This window comes from Streptomyces sp. NPDC127177 (assembly GCF_042672475.1).
In the GTDB taxonomy this organism is placed as follows: domain Bacteria; phylum Actinomycetota; class Actinomycetes; order Streptomycetales; family Streptomycetaceae; genus Streptomyces.
In genome coordinates, this window is record NZ_JBHXUW010000049.1 from 13,725 (window position 1) to 32,940 (window position 19,216).

Annotated in this window: 14 protein-coding genes and 1 pseudogene; 10 read left to right on the forward strand and 5 right to left on the reverse strand. The window is 71.4% G+C overall.

Annotated elements, in window-relative coordinates; translation table 11 throughout:
• Positions 1-34: 34 nt before the first annotated feature.
• Complete coding sequence (hrpB, locus tag ACFVJX_RS26650; RefSeq protein WP_384135264.1) at positions 35-2,554, forward strand: ATP-dependent helicase HrpB; 2,520 nt, start codon at positions 35-37, stop codon at positions 2,552-2,554.
• A 62-nt stretch (positions 2,555-2,616) separates the two neighbouring features.
• Here hrpB and ACFVJX_RS26655 read toward each other — a convergent pair whose 3' ends face one another.
• The 3 genes from ACFVJX_RS26655 to ACFVJX_RS26665 form a co-directional block, all read right to left on the reverse strand.
• Entirely contained in the window at positions 2,617-3,624 is a 1,008-nt protein-coding gene (locus tag ACFVJX_RS26655) for a DUF3068 domain-containing protein (protein WP_384135268.1), read from the reverse strand.
• A 35-nt stretch (positions 3,625-3,659) separates the two neighbouring features.
• A complete protein-coding gene (locus ACFVJX_RS26660) occupies positions 3,660-3,797 on the reverse strand; it encodes an SPW_0924 family protein (RefSeq protein WP_250970347.1) in 138 nt (45 codons plus the stop codon).
• A gap of 200 nt (positions 3,798-3,997) precedes the next feature.
• Positions 3,998-4,588, reverse strand: coding sequence for a TetR/AcrR family transcriptional regulator (locus ACFVJX_RS26665; protein ID WP_384135272.1), 591 nt, complete (start codon positions 4,586-4,588; stop codon positions 3,998-4,000).
• Between the two features lie 63 nt (positions 4,589-4,651).
• Between ACFVJX_RS26665 and ACFVJX_RS26670 the strand changes: the two genes are divergently transcribed.
• Entirely contained in the window at positions 4,652-5,623 is a 972-nt protein-coding gene (locus ACFVJX_RS26670; RefSeq protein WP_384135275.1) for an SDR family NAD(P)-dependent oxidoreductase, read from the forward strand.
• Positions 5,624-5,642: 19 nt separating this feature from the next.
• On the opposite strand, the gene ACFVJX_RS26675 is transcribed toward ACFVJX_RS26670, so the two are convergent.
• On the reverse strand, positions 5,643-7,331 hold the full coding sequence (locus tag ACFVJX_RS26675) for a lytic murein transglycosylase (RefSeq protein ID WP_384135279.1): 1,689 nt from the start codon (positions 7,329-7,331) through the stop codon (positions 5,643-5,645).
• 187 nt (positions 7,332-7,518) lie between these two features.
• Here ACFVJX_RS26675 and ACFVJX_RS26680 point away from each other — a divergent pair, with 187 nt between their 5' ends.
• Positions 7,519-8,391, forward strand: a complete 873-nt coding sequence (locus ACFVJX_RS26680; RefSeq protein ID WP_384135282.1) for a DUF4184 family protein — start codon at positions 7,519-7,521, stop codon at positions 8,389-8,391.
• 57 nt (positions 8,392-8,448) lie between these two features.
• On the opposite strand, the gene polA is transcribed toward ACFVJX_RS26680, so the two are convergent.
• Entirely contained in the window at positions 8,449-11,160 is a 2,712-nt protein-coding gene (gene polA, locus ACFVJX_RS26685) for a DNA polymerase I (RefSeq protein ID WP_384135285.1), read from the reverse strand.
• Between the two features lie 158 nt (positions 11,161-11,318).
• Here polA and ACFVJX_RS26690 point away from each other — a divergent pair, with 158 nt between their 5' ends.
• The 7 genes and pseudogenes from ACFVJX_RS26690 to ACFVJX_RS26720 all read left to right on the forward strand — a co-directional run bounded on the left by ACFVJX_RS26690 (position 11,319) and on the right by ACFVJX_RS26720 (position 19,084).
• Positions 11,319-13,616: an FdhF/YdeP family oxidoreductase gene (locus tag ACFVJX_RS26690; RefSeq protein WP_384135288.1), complete on the forward strand. Its 2,298-nt coding sequence runs from the start codon at positions 11,319-11,321 to the stop codon at positions 13,614-13,616.
• Positions 13,617-13,703: 87 nt separating this feature from the next.
• A complete protein-coding gene (locus ACFVJX_RS26695) occupies positions 13,704-14,174 on the forward strand; it encodes a PaaI family thioesterase (RefSeq protein WP_384135291.1) in 471 nt (156 codons plus the stop codon).
• A 646-nt stretch (positions 14,175-14,820) separates the two neighbouring features.
• Entirely contained in the window at positions 14,821-16,032 is a 1,212-nt protein-coding gene (locus ACFVJX_RS26700; protein ID WP_384135307.1) for a branched-chain amino acid ABC transporter substrate-binding protein, read from the forward strand.
• Between the two features lie 102 nt (positions 16,033-16,134).
• Positions 16,135-16,407, forward strand: a pseudogene (locus ACFVJX_RS26705) (metal-dependent phosphohydrolase); the annotation flags it as partial.
• A 90-nt stretch (positions 16,408-16,497) separates the two neighbouring features.
• Positions 16,498-17,490 carry a tetratricopeptide repeat protein gene (locus tag ACFVJX_RS26710; RefSeq protein ID WP_384130538.1) on the forward strand — a complete coding sequence of 331 codons (993 nt, stop codon included), beginning with the start codon at positions 16,498-16,500 and terminating at the stop codon, positions 17,488-17,490.
• A 59-nt stretch (positions 17,491-17,549) separates the two neighbouring features.
• Entirely contained in the window at positions 17,550-18,188 is a 639-nt protein-coding gene (def, locus tag ACFVJX_RS26715; RefSeq protein ID WP_384130535.1) for a peptide deformylase, read from the forward strand.
• Between the two features lie 164 nt (positions 18,189-18,352).
• Complete coding sequence (locus ACFVJX_RS26720; RefSeq protein ID WP_384130532.1) at positions 18,353-19,084, forward strand: D-Ala-D-Ala carboxypeptidase family metallohydrolase; 732 nt, start codon at positions 18,353-18,355, stop codon at positions 19,082-19,084.
• Positions 19,085-19,216 lie beyond the last annotated feature (132 nt).

Consider the following 19,216-nt stretch of genomic DNA (forward strand, 5'->3'; position numbering starts at 1 on the left):
CGGTGGCGGGGGCTGTCCGTACGAGACTGGGGGCGTGATCCGCACCGACGCCCTGGACCGCCTGCCCGTCCGCACCGCCGTGCCCGCACTGCGGCAGGCACTCGACGACGGCGGTGTCGCGGTGCTGTGCGCACCGCCCGGCACCGGCAAGACCACCCTGGTCCCGCTGATCCTGGCCGGTCTGGCCGGCGACGGGCCGCCGCGCCGGGTCGTGGTCGCCGAACCCCGCCGGATCGCGGCCCGTGCGGCGGCCCGGCGGATGGCGTGGCTGCTCGGCGAACGGGCCGGGGAGCGCGTCGGTTTCACCGTGCGGGGCGAGCGGGTGGTGGGTCCCGGCACCGTGGTCGAGGTGGTCACCACCGGGGTGCTGCTCCAGCGGCTCCAGCGCGACCAGGAGCTGACCGGCGTCGACGTGGTGATCATCGACGAGTGTCATGAGCGCCATCTGGACGCGGACACGGTGGCCGCCTTCCTCCTCGACGTACGCGCGGCGATCCGGCCCGATCTACGGCTGGTCGCCGCGTCGGCGACGACGGACGCGCAGGGCTGGGCACGGCTGCTCGGCGACGCGCCGGTGGTCGAGGCGCAGGGGGTCTCGTATCCGGTGGAGGTGGTGTGGGCGCCGCCGCCGCGGCCCGTGAAGCCGCCGCACGGTATGCGGGTGGACCCTGCGCTGCTGTCCCATGTCGCCTCGGTGGTGCGGCGGGCGCTGGCCGAGCGGGACGGCGACGTGCTGTGCTTCCTGCCCGGGGTGGGCGAGATCGGCCGGGTGGCGGGGCAGCTGTCCGGGGTGCCGGCCGAGGTGCTCCAGGTGCACGGGCGGGCGCCGGCGGCGGTGCAGGACGCGGTGCTGGCCGGTTCGCCCGAGGGGCGCCGGGTCGTGCTGGCGACCTCGGTGGCCGAATCGTCGCTGACCGTGCCGGGAGTGCGGACCGTCGTCGACTCGGGGCTGGCCAGGGAGCCGCGCACCGACCACGCGCGCGGGCTGAGCGCGCTGACGACGGTACGGGCCTCGCAGGCGGCGGGCCGCCAGCGCGCGGGCCGGGCAGGGCGTGAGGCGCCCGGGGCGGTCTACCGCTGCTGGGAGCAGGCCGAGGACGGGCGGCTCGCCCGGTTCCCCTCCCCCGAGATCAAGGTGGCCGATCTGGCGGCCTTCGCACTCCAGGCGGCCTGCTGGGGCGATCCGGAGGCGGCCGGACTCGCGCTCCTCGACGCCCCTCCGGCCGGAGCGATGGCCGCCGCCCGCGAGGTGCTGACGGCGGTCGGAGCGCTGGGCGCGGACGGGCGGGTGACCGAGCGGGGCGTACGGATGTCCCGGCTGGGCCTGCATCCGCGGCTGGCGAGGGCGCTGCTGGACGGGGCGGCCTCGGTCGGCGGGCGCCGGGCCGCCGAGGTCGTGGCGCTGCTCAGCGAGGAACCGCCCCGGGAGTACGGGGACGACCTGGCCGCGGCGTTGCGTACCGCGCGGCTGGGCAAGGACGGCTACGCGGCCCGCTGGCGCCAGGAGGTGCGGCGGCTGTCCTCCGCGTCCAAGGGCTCCGGCGCGTCCGACGGCACGGGTGGGGGCGCTTCCGGTCCGGACGATGCCGCAGTCGGACTGGTCGCGGCGCTGGCCTTCCCCGAGCGGGTGGCGCGGGCCCGGGGCGAGGGGGCTTTCCTGATGGCGTCCGGCACGGGTGCCGAGCTCCGGGACGGCTCACGGCTGCGCAGCGCGGCGTGGCTCGCGGTCGCGGTCGCGGACCGTCCGGCGCAGGCGGCGTCCGCGCGGGTCCGGCTCGCCGCGGTGATCGACGAGGACACGGCGCGCCTGGCCGCCGGGCATCTGCGGTTCGCGGGCGAGGAGGTCCGCTGGGACGGCCGGGACGTGGTGGCCCGCCGGGTCGAACGCCTCGGCGCCGTCGAGCTGTCGGAGCGCCCTCTGAAACAACCGGACCCCGCCCTCGTTCGCGAGGCCCTGGTGGAGGGGTTGCGGCGGGAGGGCCTCGGTCTGCTGCGCTGGACCCGGGACGCCGGGCAGTTGCGCGAGCGGCTGGCCTTCCTGCACCGCGAGCTGGGGGCACCCTGGCCGGATGTGTCGGACGAGGCGCTGCTGAGCCGTACCGGGGAGTGGCTGGAGCCCGAACTGTCGCGCGCCCGGCGCCGCTCCGCGCTGGCCGGGATCGACGCCGGGCAGGCGCTGCGCCGATTGCTGCCGTGGGCGACCGGGGACGCGGCGCGGCTGGACGAGCTGGCTCCGGAGCGGATCGAGGTGCCGAGCGGTTCGCGGATCAGGGTGGAGTACGGCGGCGCGCAGCCCGTGCTCGCGGTGAAGCTCCAGGAGTTGTTCGGCCTCCAGGAGACCCCGCGGGTGGCCGGGGTGCCGGTCCTGGTCCATCTGCTCTCCCCGGCCGGCCGGCCGGCGGCGGTGACGGCGGATCTGGCGTCGTTCTGGCGGGAGGGCTACCGGGCGGTGCGCGCGGAGCTGCGCGGCCGCTATCCGAAGCACCCGTGGCCCGAGGACCCGACGACGGTGGAGGCGACCCGCTTCACGAAGGCCCGGCTCAAGCGGGAGTAGGCACCTCGGGCGGGAGTAGGCACCTCGGGCGGGAGCAGGCACCTCGGGCCGGAGCAGGTGCCTCAGGCCGGAGTGGGTTCCGGATCGGGGACGGGCTCCGGCGTGGTCCGCGGCCTCGGCGTACCCGGCCGCCGCGAGCGGGCCTCCAGCCACAGCGCGAGGGCCAGCAGTGCGGCGCCCAGGACGAGGAAGCCCCAGGGCAGGTACGAGGTCAGCAGCAGGATCAGCACGCGCTGGGATTTGACCTGGTCGACGATCGAGACGATGTAGTCCTCGCGCATCTTCACGTCTCCGGCGAACACGGTGACGGTGTCCTCGGGCATGCCCATCGCCTTCGCGTTCCGCAGCTCCTCCCGGTGCACCTCCTCGCCGTTGACCGGTGCCCCGGTGACCGGGTCCACCCAGAACATCCGCTTGGTCGTGTACCAGCGGGTCACGCCGGTCCTGGCGATCTGTTCCGGGGTGATGCCCTTGATGGGCATCGTCTTCGGCATGGGCACCTCGGTCCACGGGACGGTCTGCTCGAAGTAGTAGACCTCCATGCCCCGGAACGTCCGGGTGCCCTTGTAGTGGATGGGCGAGCTGGTGCGGGTCTGGGCGTCGAAGTACTCGTAGTCGCGTTTCTCGGTGAGGAAGGGCCACTTGAACTCGATGCCCTCGCGGCGGACCGCGTCGCCGTCGACCATTTCGCCGGTGGCGTGGACGGGCGCCTGGCTGTGCGCGTCGAAGATGTAGCGCTCGGGGATCTTGGAGACCATCTTGCCGTCGGGGCCCTGGACGTAGGAGAGGGCGTTCCAGACGACGACGTCACGGCCGGCGCTGCGTTCGATCTTCTCGGAGGCCTCCACATCGCCCTTGAGGGTCTGCACGATGGTGATCCTGTCGACCTTCCTGGCCTTGAGGGTGCTGTAGTCGAGCAGGGTCGCCGGCTTCGCCTCCAGCACCGTCTCCTGGTACTGGTTCGGCGGGATCTTCGCCAGCCGCGGGAAGGCGTACCAGCGCAGCAGCGGCGACAGCGCGGCGAAGAAGACGGCGAGGGCCAGGAGTACGAGGCTGGCTCGGCGGCGCATGGATGTCCTCCCTCTGCATTGCGTGGTGCGGACGGCTAGTTCTTCGGGCCCGGGACGGTGGTCAGCAGGGGTTCGGGAGAGGTCTCGCCGGGTGGCGCGCCCACCGCGCTGATGGTGAGCACGAGGGCGAGGGCGGCGGCCAGTCCGATGGCGGCGGCGACTAGGGCACGCATGCTCGGCCTCCCGGGGCGCAGAACTGATGGGGCGTCAGGGCTGGGGCACCGTAGCAACCGGGGCGTGAGATGAGAACACCCGAGGTGCGCTCAGGCCGGCGCCGGCAGCCGGGAGGGCCGCGGGGCGCGCGGGCGCGCGGCAGGCAGACGGACAGACGGGCAGACGGGCAGACGGGCAGACGGGCAGACGGGCAGACGGTTCAGCGCAGCAGGAGACCGACAGCGGCCGACAGCCGTTCCCGGTAGAACTCGCGCGACGCGGCCTGGTGCTTGAGTCCGATCGACACGCTGATCAGCGTCTGCGCGAGGGACGGGGCCGCCTCCCGTCCCCGCTCTGCGGCGATCGCCCGGACGACCAGCCCCTCGAAGTGCCGCGGCGCCGTCTCGACGATCTCTCCGAGCAGCCCCGGGTTGTCCTCGATGACCACCGTGACATCGCGGGTCAGCGGGCCGACGTAGCGGCCCGCCCACCGGTCGAACGCTTCGACGAGGCGCTCGGCGAGGGGGCGGCCTGCGTCGGCCAGGACGTCCTCGACCGCCGCGATGTCGCGTTCCAGGGCCTGGGTGACCGCGGCACGGAACAGGGTCTCCTTCGAGGAGAAGAGGAAGTAGAGCCCGGGGCGGGAGATGTGCGCCGCCCGCGCCACCTCCTCCATCGACGTCCTGCGGTAGCCGAAGCGCGCGAACGTGAGCAGGGCGGACTCCAGAACCGCGGCCCGCCGGCCGGTGTCGCCGGAGGTCGGCGGACGACCGGCCTCGGGGGTGCTCGTCGAACCCTGGGGACTGCTCATGGGAGGAGGGTACGAGCGGGTGACGCACTATACAAATCATGTCCAGTACGTATAGTCGCCGTCATGACCGCCCATGCACCCCTGACCACACCGTTCAACGCGTCCAGCACGGCTGACGAGGTCCTGCGGGGGGTCGACCTCAGCGGCGTCCGCGCGATCGTGACGGGAGCTTCCTCCGGAATCGGCGCGGAGACCGCTCGCGCGCTGGCCGCCGCCGGCGCGGAGGTGACGCTCGCCGTCCGGAACACGGCCGCGGGTGACGCCGTCGCCGGGTCGATCGAGGGGGCGGCCGGTGGGATCCGGCCCCGGGTCGCCCGGCTCGACCTCGCCGACAGGGCCACCGTCACCCGTTTCACCGAAGCGTGGTCCGGCCCACTGCACCTGCTGATCAACAACGCGGGCATGGTCACCGCCGGCCTCGAACGGACCGTCGAGGGATGGGAGTTGCAGTTCGCGACCAACCACATCGGGCACTTCGGCCTCGCCAACGGCCTGCGTGGCGCCCTGGCCCTGGGCGCGTCCGGCCGCGGCGGGGCCAGGATCGTCTCGGTCAGTTCGACGGCGCACATGCGCTCGGGCATCGACTTCGACGACCTTCACTTCGAGCGTCGCGCCTACGATCCGCAGATCGCCTACGCCCGGTCGAAGACGGCGAACGCCCTGTTCGCCGTCGAGGCGAGCCGGCTCTGGGCGTCCGACGGCATCCTCACCCAGGCGGTGAACCCCGGCGGTGTCGCGACGGGGCTGCAGCGGAACTTCACCGCACGGCAGAAGGCGTCACTCGACGCGGCCGAGGCCGCCGGGGTCTTCACGTACAAGACGGTCGGGCAGGGGGCCGCGACCACTCTGGTCGCGGCCGTCGCCCCTCAGTTCGCGCACTCCGGGGGCCACTACCTCGACGACGGGCAGGAGGCGTACACCGTGCCGGACGACGCCGAACTCGCGCAGCACCCGCACGGTGTCAAGGAGTGGGCGCTCGATCCCGCAACCGCCGAGCGCCTGTGGGAGGTCTCGGCCGGCCTGCTTCGCGGCTGACCTCCCACGGGCTGCCCGATCAGGCGTCGTCGGCCTCGACCGTGAGCTCGATGACGACGGTGGCGCCGCCCTCGGTGGTCAGACGCAGCTTGTACGTGCCCTCGGTGTCGTCGGCGTGGATCTTCGGCAGGACGAGCTTGCCGTCGTCGTCGGTGGTCAGGTCCGTGAGCGTACGGACGGGCTTACCGGCCTCGTCCTCGAAGTACGGGCCCTTGTCGTTCTCGACCGGCTTCTCGTCGTCGGTGATCATCGTGGCGGTGACGGCGACGCCGTGGGCGACCGCGTCCTTGTACGTGGCCTTGACCTCGACATCGCCGAACTCGGCGCCGGGCGCGGCGGTCAGCTTCGCGGTGTCGGTCCTGGCGATCTCGTCGGCCTGCCGGGCGGTGACCGTCGCGGTGTAGTCGACAGGGGGCAGCGAGGTGCCGGTGGCCGTGGCGCGCACGGTGAACTCACCCGTCTTCTCGCCCGCATCGAGCACCGGCGAGGTGGCCGTGCCGTCGGCCCCGGTGCTGAGGGTGACGGTGCGGAAGCCGGCGGCGAACGTGGCGTCCGTGTCGCCGGTGATGGTGAACGTCACCGAGACCTTGGCGAGCGGGCCGCCGAGGCCGTTCCTCGCCCGGACCTTGATCCGCTCGGCGAACTCCTCGCCGGCGGTGGCGGTCAGCGGGCCGGTGCCCGCGTTCCGCAGCCCCGCGAGGACCTGCGACGGGTTGGGCTCGGCGGTGGGCGGCGAGGGCTTGCCGCCCGGACCGTCGGGGTCGGTCGGCGTGGGGCTCGGCTTCGATGGCGGCTTCGGGGACGGCGAACCGTGCGGGGGCGTCGAAGGCGAGGTCGAGTGCGACGGGGATGGCGACGGGGAGGTGGTGCGGTCCGTGCCGCTGCCGTTGACGGCCGGGAGTACGCCGGTGCCGTCCGGGACCTCGTGCGTGCCGCGCTTGTAGTACTCGAACCAGGAGCGGACGGTACGCAGATACTCGTCCGAGTGGTTGTAGCTCAGGACCGCCCGGTCCAGGTCAGCGGCGACCGACAGATCGCGGGAGCCGGCACAGAGGTAGCGGCCCGCGGCGAGCGCCGCGTCATAGATGTTGTTGGGGTCCTTGCGGCCGTCGCCGTTGCCGTCCTGACCCCAGGTCTCCCACGTGGACGGGATGAACTGCATCGGGCCGACGGCTCGGTCGTGCGTCGAGTCCCCGTCGTAGGCACCGTTGTCGGTGTCCTTGATCAGGGCGAAGCCCTGGCCGTTGAGGGCCGGGCCGAGGATCGGGGAGAGCGTGGTGCCCTGCGCGTCGACCCGGCCGCCGCGGGCCTGGCCGGACTCGACCTTGCCGATCGCGGCGAGGAGCTGCCAGGGCAGCCGGCAGGCGGCGTCGGAGCCCGCGACGGTCTGCTGGGTCTTCTTGTACGCCGCCAGGATCGAGGCCGGTATGCCCGATTCCGCACTGCCCGTCACCGGGAGATCGACGGAAGTGCCGGGCTTGTCGGGCGTGTTCAGCGGCGGCAGGTCCGTGAAGTAGGGCGAGTTGCCGGAGGCCGCGTCGTCGTCCGGGGCGCCCGAGGATGCCGAACCCGCGGCGGGCTGGTCACCGTCGGCCGCGGTCAAGGGTGAACCGGGGGCCTGCGAGGCGGAAAGCGCCGCGACAGCGGCGGCGGCCACAGCAGTCGTGGTCGCCCCTCTGCGCAGTCGGCGACCGAATTGCGCTGCCATAACGTGTGGGCCCTCCCCCTCGTCGGCTGTCCGCGCTCCCCTGCGCCTGGACTCAGGCGACCCTACGGCAACTCGTGCCGCCCGAACACAGCGGCCGGACCGCTTCTTACCGGTTTCTCACGTTCGCCATCACAAGTTCTCCAGGCACCCGACGCATCGATGACGGCGGCTCACACATACTTCCACCATGCCGTTCACGCTCAGCCATGCCGCAGCCGTCCTGCCGGGGCTCCACCGCGACGGAACGGGGCGCGGGCCGCTCGTGGCGTCCGCCCTCGTCGCCGGCTCCTTCGCCCCCGACATCACTTACTACGCGGACACGGCCATCCCCGGCGCCATGGAGTTCGGTCAGGTCACACACGCGTGGTGGGGTGTGTTCACGGTGGATGTACTCATCACCGCGGCGACCGTCGCGCTGTGGCTGCTGCTGCGCGAACCACTGGTGGCGCTCCTGCCGCGCGACCGTCAGGGGCGGGTCCACACACTGGTCCGGGGAGCGCGCAGAACACCCGGGCAGGGGCCGTGGGGTGTCCGGGACGGGGCGTGGTTCGTGGCGTCGGCGGTCATCGGGGCCGGTACGCATGTCGTCTGGGACGCCTTCACCCATCACGACCGGTGGGGGGTGCGGCTGGTGCCGTTGCTCAGCCGGAACGCCGGCGGCTATCCCGTGTTCCAGCTGGTGCAGTACGGCACTTCGGCCCTGGCACTGACCGTGCTCGCCCTGTTCACCGTCTCCGGGCTGCGCCGCGCCGGGCAACGGCCGCCGCCCGCCGACGTACCGGTACTGGACCGCCGAACACGGTGGTACGCGGCCGGCGTCATCGGCCTGTGTGTGCTGCTGGGCATCGTCCACCGGTGCGCGCGCTGGTACGCGTACTACGGGCGCGTCGACACACCGCTCGACATCATCCCGACCGCGTGCTTCGGCGCGGGGGCCGGACTGGCGGTCGGGCTGGTCGTCTACGGGGTGTGGACGCGGCTGCGGGGCCGGGGCGGCGCCGGCACACCGCCGCCCCCGGTCGCCGGACGGGCCCGGAACACGAGCCCGTCCGGCGACTGAGGGCGGGACGCGACCGGGAAACGTCCCCCGGGGCGTCCCCGGAAAGCCTCCCGCCGGTCAGTGGGCGGCGGACTCCCAGTCCGTGCCCACGCCGACCGACACATCCAGCGGGGCGCGCAGCCGCACCGCCGTCGACATCTCGTGGCGCAGGATCTTCTCCACCTGCTCGCGCTCGCCCGCGGCGATCTCCAGCACGATTTCGTCATGCACCTGGAGCAGCATCCGAGAGGTCAGCTTCGCCTCGGTGAGCGCCCGGTCGACATGGAGCATCGCGACCTTCACGATGTCCGCCGCGGTGCCCTGGATCGGCGCGTTGAGCGCCATCCGCTCCGCCGTCTCCCGGCGCTGGCGGTTGTCGCTGTTCAGGTCCGGCAGGTAGCGGCGGCGGCCGAAGACCGTCTCCGTGTACCCGGTGGCGCGCGCCTCCTCGACGACCCGGCGCAGGTAGTCACGGACTCCGCCGAACCGCTCGAAGTAGGTGTCCATCAGACCGCGGGCCTCGCCCGCCTCGATGTTCAGCTGCTGGGAGAGACCGAACGCGGACAGTCCGTAGGCCAGCCCGTAGCTCATGGCCTTGATCTTGCGCCGCATCTCCGGGTCGACCGCCGACTTGTCGACGCCGAAGACCTGGGAGGCGACCGTGGTGTGCAGGTCCTCGCCGGAGGTGAACGCCTCGATGAGACCCGCGTCCTCGGAGAGGTGGGCCATCACCCGCAGCTCGATCTGGCTGTAGTCCGCCGTCATCAGCGTCTCGTAACCCTCGCCGACGACGAAGCCGCGGCGGATCGCCCGGCCCTCGTCCGTACGGACGGGGATGTTCTGCAGATTCGGGTCGGTGGAGGAGAGCCGGCCCGTGGCCGCCACCGTCTGGTTGAACGTGGTGTGGATGCGGCCGTCCGCACCGATCGACTTGACCAGGCCCTCGACCGTCACCCGCAGCTTGGCCTGCTCGCGGTGGCGCAGCATGATGACGGGCAGCTCGTGCTCCGTCTGCGCCGCCAGCCACGCCAGCGCGTCCGCGTCCGTGGTGAACCCGGTCTTGGTCTTCTTCGTCTTCGGCAGACCCAGCTCGCCGAACAGGACCTCCTGGAGCTGCTTGGGCGAACCGAGGTTGAACTCCCGGCCCACCGCGGCGTGCGCCTCCTTCACCGCCTGCTGCACGGCGCCCGCGAACTGCTGCTCCATGCCCTCCAGATGGGCCCGGTCGGCGGCGATGCCGTGCCGCTCCAGACGGGCCAGCAGGATGGACGTCGGCAGCTCCATGTCATGCAGCAGCTCAGCCGCGTTGACCTCACCCAGCCGCGTGGTGAACGCGTCCCCGAGATCCAGGACCGCACGGGCCTGCGCCATCAGGGCGTCGGCCTCCGCCCGGTCGTCGGCGCCGAACGCCAACTGCCCGTCCGAGGCGGCCGCCGGGGCCAGCTCACGTCCCAGGTACTCCACCGCGAGGGCGTCCAGCGCGAACGACCGCCGGCCGGGCTTGACCAGATAGGCGGCGAGCGCGGTGTCCGTCGAGACACCCTCGATCCGCCAGCCGTGCTCCGGGAAGACCCGCATGGCGCTCTTCGCGTTGTGCATGACCTTCGGCCGGCCCGCGTCCGCGATCCAGGCCGCGAACGCCTGCTCGTCCGCCTCGTCCAGCTGTGCGGGGTCGAACCAGGCGGCGGCCCCGCCCGCGGCGGCGAGCGCGATCTCGGTGACCGTGCCGCTGCCGAGCGCCCAGGTGTCGACCGTGGCGACACCGAGCGGCTGCCCGCCGTGCTCGGCCAGCCACGGGGCGACCTCGCCCGCACCCAGCACCGAACCGTCCAGCTCGACGCCCGCGGCGGGTGCCGGGGCCTCGTCCTCCGCCTTGCCCGGGTCCACCGCCAGCAGCCGCTCGCGCAGACTCGGGTTGCGGATCTCCAGCACATCCAGCACACCCGTGACCGCGGTGCGGTCGTAGGGGGCGCGCTCCAGGTCACCGGGGGTCTTCGGCAGCGCCACGTCACGGACCATCTCGGTCAGCCGGCGGTTCAGCCGCACCGCGTCCAGGTGGTCGCGGAAATTCTGCCCCGCCTTGCCCTTGACCTCCTCGGCCCGCGCCACCAGATCGTCGAACGAACCGAACTGGTTGATCCACTTCGCGGCCGTCTTCTCGCCCACCCCGGGGATACCCGGAAGGTTGTCCGACGGGTCACCGCGCAGCGCCGCGAAGTCCGGGTACTGCGCCGGGGTGAGTCCGTACTTCTCCTCGACCTTCGCCGGGGTGAAGCGCGTCAGCTCCGAAACACCCTTGGTCGGGTACAGCACCGTGACGTTGTCCGTGATCAGCTGGAACGAATCCCGGTCGCCGGTGACGATCAGCACCTCGAAACCGGCCGCCTCGGCCTGCGTGGCCAGCGTCGCGATGACATCGTCCGCCTCGAAACCGTCGACCGCGAAACGGTCGGCGTGCATCGCGTCGAGCAGCTCCCCGATCAGCTCGACCTGCCCCTTGAACTCGTCCGGCGTCTTCGACCGGTTCGCCTTGTACTCCGGGAACTCCTCCGAGCGCCACGTCTTGCGGGACACATCGAACGCCACCGCGAAATGCGTCGGCGCCTCGTCACGCAACGTGTTCGCCAGCATCGACGCGAAGCCGTACACCGCGTTCGTCGGCTGGCCCGCCCCCGTCGTGAAATTCTCCGCAGGCAGCGCAAAGAACGCCCGGTACGCCAGGGAGTGCCCGTCCATCAGGAGCAGGCGCGGTCGGTTGTCTGCCGTCTTCTTCGATGCCGTCTCAGCCACACCCCGATCCTGCCACGTACCACTGACAATCCGGACCGGCCACCGCCCGGCACCCCGCTCGCCGGGCCGCCCGCCCGCGCCCCGTGCCAGGATCGAGGGGCAAGGAAACACGCACAGCGGACCCCGCCCGGTCCGCAGCCGGCTCAAAGGGGAAGACGATGGCAACCAAGCCGCCCGCAGGTGATCCGGTCCAGGACGCACCGCAGGTCGAACCGGCCCAGCACGCCGCCGCCGGGCTGCCCGCCGTCGCCCACAGCCTGCGCATCGCCCAGCAGCAGATGGGGGTGCGCCGCACCGCGCAGACCCTGCTCAAGGTCAACCAGAAGAACGGCTTCGACTGCCCTGGCTGCGCGTGGCCCGAGGGCGACAAGCGGCACACCGCGGAATTCTGCGAGAACGGCGCCAAGGCCGTCGCCGAGGAGGCCACGCTGCGCCGCGTCACCCCGGACTTCTTCGCCGCCCACCCGGTCGCCGACCTCGCCACCCGCAGCGGCTACTGGCTCGGCCAGCAGGGACGCATCACGCAGCCCGTGTATCTGCCCGAGGGCGCCGATCGGTACGAGGCCGTGACCTGGGAACGCGCCTTCGCCATCATCGCCGAGGAGCTCCGCGCACTCGACTCCCCCGACGAGGCCCTCTTCTACACCTCCGGGCGCACCAGCAACGAGGCGGCGTTCCTGCTCCAGCTCTTCGCCCGCGAGTTCGGCACCAACAACCTCCCCGACTGCTCCAACATGTGCCACGAGTCCTCCGGCTCGGCACTCACGGAGACCATCGGCATCGGCAAGGGCTCCGTCTCCCTGGAGGACCTGCACCACGCCGACCTGATCATCGTCGCCGGACAGAACCCCGGCACCAACCACCCCCGGATGCTCTCCGCCCTGGAGAAGGCCAAGTCCACCGGCGCGAAGATCATCTCGGTGAACCCGCTGCCCGAAGCCGGACTCGAACGGTTCAAGAACCCGCAGACCCCGCTCGGCATGGTCCGGGGCACAGCCCTGAACGACCTCTTCCTCCAGATCCGCATCGGCGGCGACCAGGCCCTCTTCCGGCTCCTCAACAAACTGATCCTCGCCACCGAGGGCGCCGTCGACGAGGCCTTCGTCGCACAGCACACCCACGGCTACGAGGAGTTCGCCGCCGCCGCGGCCGAAGCCGACTGGGACCGGACCCTCGCCGCCACCGGCCTGGACCGCGCGGCCATCGAAGAGGCCCTCGCGATGATCCTCGCGTCCGAGCGCACCATCGTGTGCTGGGCCATGGGCCTCACCCAGCACAAGCACTCCGTGCCGACCATCCGCGAAGTCGTCAACTTCCTCCTGCTGCGCGGCAACATCGGCCGTACCGGCGCCGGCGTCTGCCCCGTCCGCGGTCACTCCAACGTCCAGGGCGACCGCACCATGGGCATCTTCGAACGGCCGGCACCGGCGTTCCTCGACGCGCTCGACAAGGAGTTCCGGATCACCTCACCGCGCCACCACGGCTACGACGTGGTCCGCTCCATCCAGGCACTGCGCGACGGCGACGCCAAGGTCTTCTTCGCCATGGGCGGCAACTTCGTCGCCGCGACCCCCGACACCGACGTCACCGAGGCCGCCATGCGCAACGCCCGCCTCACCGTGCACGTCTCCACCAAGGTCAACCGCTCCCACGCCGTCACCGGCACCCGCGCGCTCATCCTGCCCACCCTGGGCCGCACCGACAAGGACGTCCAGGCCGGCGGAAAACAGTTCGTCACCGTCGAGGACTCCATGAGCATGGTCCACGCCTCCCGCGGCAACCTCACCCCCGCGAGCCCCCACCTGCTCTCCGAACCGGCGATCGTCGCCCGCCTCGCCCGCGCCGTGCTCGGCCCCGGATCAGCCACCCCCTGGGAGGAGTTCGAGAAGGACTACGGGACGATCCGCGACCGCATCTCCCGCGTCGTCCCCGGCTTCGAGAACTTCAACCAGCGCGTCGCCCACCCCGGCGGATTCACCCTCCCGCACGCCCCCCGGGACTCCCGCCGCTTCCCCACCGCCACCGGCCGGGCCAACTTCACCGCCGCCCCGGTCGAGTTCCCCGAACTCCCCGAAGGCCGCCTCCTGTTGCAGACACTGCGCTCCCACGACCAGTACAACACCACCATCTACGGACTCGACGACCGCTACCGCGGCATCAAGGACGGCCGCCGCGTCGTCCTCGTCCACCCCGACGACGCCACCGCCCTCGGCCTGGCCGACGGCGCCTACGCCGACCTCGTCAGCGAATGGAAGGACGGAGTGGAACGACGCGCCCCCGGCTTCCGCATCGTCCACTACCCCACCGCACGCGGCTGCGCCGCCGCCTACTACCCCGAGACCAACGTCCTGGTCCCCCTCGGTTCCACCGCCGACACCAGCAACACCCCCGCCAGCAAATCCGTCGTGATCCGCTTCGAGAACACCACGCGGGCCGTCACCCCGGACGCGGACTAAGCGCCCGCTCAGTCGTCTGGTAAGAACGACGCACCAGGAACGACGCACACAGCGACGCACCACCGCAGAGAGACGGAGCCGGACCCCATGGGCGAGCACACCACACCCAAGTTCCCCCAGGAGATCATCGACGAGTACGCCACCCTCGGCGTCGACCTCCCCGCCCTCTTCTCCGCCGGCCACCTCGGCGAACGCATGGGCATCCGGATCACCGAGGCCTCCGCCGACCGCGTCGTCGCCACCATGCCCGTCGAAGGCAACACCCAGCCCTACGGACTCCTGCACGGCGGCGCCTCAGCCGTCCTCGCCGAGACCCTCGGCTCCGTCGGCACCATGCTCCACGGCGGCCCCACCAAACTCGCCGTCGGCGTCGACCTGAACTGCACCCATCACCGAGGGGCACGAAACGGCCTCGTCACCGGCGTCGCCACCCCCGTACACCGCGGCCGCACCACCGCCACGTACGAGATCGTCATCACCGACGAACAGGACAGGCGCGTCTGCACCGCCCGGCTCACCTGCCTCCTGCGCGACGCGCCCAGGAACGACACCCCCTGACACCACAGCACCCCGCGCCACCCCTGCCCGACCGGGCCGCAAACCCGGTCGGGCAGTTCCGTATCCCCCCACAACCACACCCGTATTCACCGAACTTGCACAATCGCACCGCCCAACGCCCTTGACCCAAAACCAGGTTCTGTGGCCCACTCAGCTGCCACACCCGCCTGCGGAATCGCCACCCCGCGTCGACCACGACACCCCAGTCGTAACACTGCGTAACAGACACGCAATGTTCACCCGCCCCGACGCACCCCGCCGAACCCGGCCCCGCAGACGCCGGGCGCCTCCGCACGCCTCCGGGCGGCCGGCCGCACCCCCTTGACGCGACAGCAGCAAGATCGCTTCAAGCCCCTTAGCAGAGCTGCGCGTTCTCAGAATGCGGTCACTTCGCGCTCCAGTAAAAAGCCGTAAATGTCGGCACAGCCACCTCAAGCCTTCCTCAAAGGCATAACAAGACAGTCACATCATGCGGCTGACCCATCCCCGACCCCCACCCCTGCCCTTAGAGTCACCGCCAGTCACCGCGCCGCCGGGCGCGTCTGCAGCACGGCCCTGTACCAACCAGTACGGCCCGGCGAACGACACGGCACCTCAAGCAGAGGAGGCCGCGCCAGGGAAAGGACTTTTCGTGCGACACCGTTCTTTGCTCATCCTCACCACAGTGCTCACCACAGGAGCACTGACACTCACCGCCTGCGGGTCGCGCGACGACGACAAGAAGAGCAGCGACAGCGGCGGCACCCAGACCGTCGTCATCGGCGTGGACGCGCCCACCACCGGCGACCTGTCCGCCCTCGGCCTCGGCATCAAGAACAGCGCCGACCTCGCCGCGAAGACGGCGAACAAGGAAAAGACCGTCCCCGGCATCAACTTCGTCGTCAAGCCCCTCGACGACCAGGCACAGCCCTCCGTCGGCCAGCAGAACGCCCAGAAGTTCATCGACGACGACACCGTCCTCGGCGTCGTCGGCCCCCTGAACTCCGGCGTCTCCCAGTCGATGCAGAAGCCGCTCAACGACGCCAGCCTCACCCAGGTCTCCCCCGCCAACACGGGCACCGAGCTCACCCAGGGCGAGAACTGGAAGACCGGCGACAAGAAGCGCCCCTTCAAGACCTACTTCCGCACCGCCACCACGGACCAGATCCAGGGTGCCTTCGCCGCGAATTACCTGTACAACAAAGCGAAGATCAAGCAGGTCTACCTCATCGACGACCAGAAGCCGTACGGCGCCGGTCTCGCAGCCTCCTTCAAGGCGACGTTCACCAAGCTCGGCGGCAAGATCGCCGGAGCGGACCACGTCAACCCCGACGACCGCGACTTCAACGCCGTGGTCACCAAGGTCAAGAAGTCCGGCGCCAAGGCCGTCTACTACGGCGGTGAATACCCCGCCGGCGCGCCCCTGAGCCAGCAGCTCAAGGACAGCGTCCAGGTCCCCCTCATGGGCGGCGACGGCATGTACAGCGCCGACTTCATCAAGCTCAACAAGAAGGCCCAGGGCGACATCGCCACCTCCGTCGGCAAGCCCGTCGAAGAACTCGACTCCGCCAAGAAGTTCATCGCGGACTACAAGACGGCCGGATACAAGGACGCCTACGAGGCCTACGGCGGCGGCACCTACGACGCCACCTGGTCGATCATCGAAGCCGTCAAGATCGCCGTCGCCGACAACGACGGAAAGCTCCCCGACGACGCCCGCGCCAAGGTCCTCGAGGCCATGAGCAAGGTCAAGTTCGACGGCGTCACCGGCCCCGTCTCGTTCGACGAGTTCGGCGACACCACCAACACCATGATGACCGCCTACCAGGTCAACGGCGGGAAGTGGACCTCCAAGCTCAGCGAGGCCTACAAGCCGTAACAAGCTCCCCGGTCACTCGCTGACACTGACACCCGACCGCGGGGGGGGGGGGGGGGCGCGGCCCCCCCCCCCCGCCCCCGCGCGGCGGGTCGCGGGCGCGGCGGCGGAGCCGTGGTCCGCCAGACCGGGGTCGACGCGAAAGTCGCCGTCGTGGTGGAGCAGCAGGCCGACCCCTACCGCGAGCAGCCGCTGTCCGCCAGGATCGTCAGAGCGGTCAACGCATACGACGACCTGTGCGGGGAAAGTATCGGCGGGCCGCTCGGCGCACTGGAACAGCTCAGGCTCGGGACCGGCCACGACTACCAGCCCCAGGTCGTGGAATCGCTCGCCCGGGTTCTCGCCAGGGGCGGTCTGACCCCTGTCCCGCCTGGGTAACCCATGGGTAATGAGCGGGCGTCCGGCCGGGCATGGTTGGATGCGAAGAGAGTGGAAAACGAGGGTGTCCAGTCGGGACAGGCGGGAATCGTGAGGATCTTCGGGAAGGTACGGCATCGGCCATCCGCCTCTTGGCGGCAGGCCACGGACCGCGCGTTCACGCTGATCGGCGACGGCCGGTACGAGGACGCGGGGGCGCTGCTGACGCGTGCGGCGGACCTGGAGCCCTGGCTCTCCGAGTCATGGTTCAACCTGGCGCTGCTGCACAAGTTCCGGCACGACTGGGAACAGGCGCGTGCCGCCGGACTGCGGGCGGTCGCGCTGCTCGACAAGGAGTCCGGCGCCCCCGACTGGTGGAACGTCGGGATCGCCGCCACCGCGCTGCAGGACTGGCCGCTGGCGCGCCGGGCCTGGCAGGCGTACGGCCTGAAGGTGCCCGGCGGCGGGCAGCAGACCCCGGCGGCGGGCAGCGAGCCGGTCGGTATGGAGCTTGGCAGTGCGGCCGTACGGCTGTCGCCCGAGGGCGAGGCCGAGGTCGTGTGGGGCCGCAGGCTGGATCCGGCGCGGGTCGAGGTGCTGTCGATTCCGCTGCCGTCCTCCGGGCGGCGCTGGGGCGAGGTCGTGCTGCACGACGGGGTGCCGAACGGCGAGCGGATCACCGCGGCCGGACCCTCGTACCCCGTCTTCGACGAGATCGAGTTGTGGGCGCCGTCCCCCGTGCCGACCTGGGTGGTGCTCCTCGAAGCCGCCACCGAGGCGGACCGGGACGCCCTGGAGCAGCTGGCCTCCGACGCCGGTTTCGCCGCCGAGGACTGGTCGTCGTCCGTGCGGCTGCTCTGCCGGGCCTGTTCGGAGAGCCGGATGGAGAGCGACGAGGGCGACGGCGAGCATCTGGACCCGCACGACCACAGCGAGCCGGGCCACCCGGGCCCGCTGGGCCACCGCACGGCCGGTGAGCTGTGGGTACCGGAGCGTGAGTGCGGTCTGGCGGCGCCCGCCGGGCTGGTGCGCGGGCTGCTGGACGGCTGGGTGGCGGACAGCCCCGACAGCCGCGAGTGGCGGGATCTCGAGGAAGTCTGCTGACCGGTGCCCGTAGGCTGTACGCGCATCGATTCGGGTTTTGAGGAAGGCGTACGGCGGACATGGCGCAGCAGGAGACGGACGAGCAGATCAGCGTCGACGACGAGGGCTTCCTCGTCGACACCGAGGACTGTGAGGCGCGTGAGGCCGCATACCGCGAGCGCGGCACCTCGCACCCGATCACGGTCGTGGGCAACCCGGTCCTGCACAAGGAGTGCAAGGACGTCACCGCGTTCGACGACAAGCTGGCCACGCTGATCGACGACATGTTCGCCAGCCAGCGGACGGCGGAGGGCGTGGGCCTGGCGGCCAACCAGATCGGGGTGGACCTCAAGGTCTTCGTCTACGACTGCCCGGACGACGACGGCGTGCGGCACACGGGGGCCATCTGCAACCCGGTGCTCGAGGAGCTGGCTCCCGAGCAGCGCGTCCTGGACGACTCCAACGAGGGCTGCCTCTCGGTCCCGACGGCGTACGCCTCGCTGGCCCGCCCGGACTACGCGGTGGTGCGCGGGCAGGACGCCAAGGGCAACCCGGTCAAGGTGCGGGGCAACGGCTACTTCGCCCGCTGCCTCCAGCACGAGACGGACCACCTGTACGGCTACCTGTACATCGACCGGCTCTCCAAGCGGGACCGCAAGGACGCGCTCCGGCAGATGGAGGAGAACACCCCGCGCTACGAGATCGTGCCGAACGACTGACACCGCTGGGCGCGCAGCCGCGCGGGGGCCCTGTTCCGGTACGCCGGGGCTGGGCCCCCGCGACATTTCCCGCGCGTCAACCACCCTTCGTCCGTGCGTAGTTGACGCGCGTCGACTCCTCCGACAGGCTCTCTGTCCACACCTTCGTCGCGGTAGGGAGCCCCATGCTCAGACGTTCCGCAAGACTCCTGCTCGGCCTTGTCATGGCCATGGCTTTCACCTGGGGCGGGGCCGTGGTCACGGCCGGCACCGCGCAGGCCGACGGCTGCTACACCTGGACCCGCACCCTCTCCTCGGGCGCCACCGGCAACGATGTCGTCCAGCTCCAGATCAGGGTCGCCGGATATCCCGGGTACAACTCCGTGCTCGCCGTCGACGGCTCGTACGGACCGGCCACCACGGCTGCGGTCAAGCGCTTCCAGGCCGCCTACGGACTGGCCGCCGACGGGGTCGCAGGCCCGGCCACCCAGGCCAAGCTCTACGCCCTCCAGAACAACGACTGCACACCGGCCCACTTCGCCTACGCCGAGCTCAACCGCTGCAACAGCACCTGGGCGGGTGGTGCCGTCGCGGCGGGCACGGCCAAGGCCAACGCGCTGAGCACCATGTGGAAGCTGGAGGCGCTGCGCCACGCGCTCGGTGACCATCCGATCAACATCAACAGCGGCTTCCGCTCCACGTCCTGCAACAGCGCGGTCGGCGGCGCCTCCAACAGCCGCCATCTGTACGGGGACGCGGCCGACCTGGGCGGGATCGCCTTCTGCACCCTGGCCAAGGAGGCCCGCTACCACGGGTTCAACGGGATCCTCGGCCCGGGCTACCCGGACCACAACGACCACGTCCACGTGAACCAGGGCCCGAGCCACTTCTGGTCGGCGCCCAACTGCGGCATCTGACACACCTGTGGGGGGGGCCGCGGGCGGGGGGGGCCCCCCCCCCGGCCCGGGGGGCGGCGCCGCGGGGGGGGGCGGCCCCCGCGCCCGGCCCCCCAAAACCCACCCCCCCCCCCCCCCCCCGCCCGGCCCAAA

Coding starts and splice junctions, on each gene's coding strand:
- ACFVJX_RS26655 (WP_384135268.1), bottom strand. CDS start 3,624: ATGCGCCGCCGAGCCAGCCTCGTACTCCTGGCCCTCGCCGTCTTCTTC.
- ACFVJX_RS26660 (WP_250970347.1), bottom strand. CDS start 3,797: ATGCGTGCCCTAGTCGCCGCCGCCATCGGACTGGCCGCCGCCCTCGCC.
- ACFVJX_RS26665 (WP_384135272.1), bottom strand. CDS start 4,588: ATGAGCAGTCCCCAGGGTTCGACGAGCACCCCCGAGGCCGGTCGTCCG.
- ACFVJX_RS26670 (WP_384135275.1), top strand. CDS start 4,652: ATGACCGCCCATGCACCCCTGACCACACCGTTCAACGCGTCCAGCACG.
- ACFVJX_RS26675 (WP_384135279.1), bottom strand. CDS start 7,331: ATGGCAGCGCAATTCGGTCGCCGACTGCGCAGAGGGGCGACCACGACT.
- ACFVJX_RS26680 (WP_384135282.1), top strand. CDS start 7,519: ATGCCGTTCACGCTCAGCCATGCCGCAGCCGTCCTGCCGGGGCTCCAC.
- ACFVJX_RS26690 (WP_384135288.1), top strand. CDS start 11,319: ATGGCAACCAAGCCGCCCGCAGGTGATCCGGTCCAGGACGCACCGCAG.
- ACFVJX_RS26695 (WP_384135291.1), top strand. CDS start 13,704: ATGGGCGAGCACACCACACCCAAGTTCCCCCAGGAGATCATCGACGAG.
- def (WP_384130535.1), top strand. CDS start 17,550: ATGGCGCAGCAGGAGACGGACGAGCAGATCAGCGTCGACGACGAGGGC.
- ACFVJX_RS26720 (WP_384130532.1), top strand. CDS start 18,353: ATGCTCAGACGTTCCGCAAGACTCCTGCTCGGCCTTGTCATGGCCATG.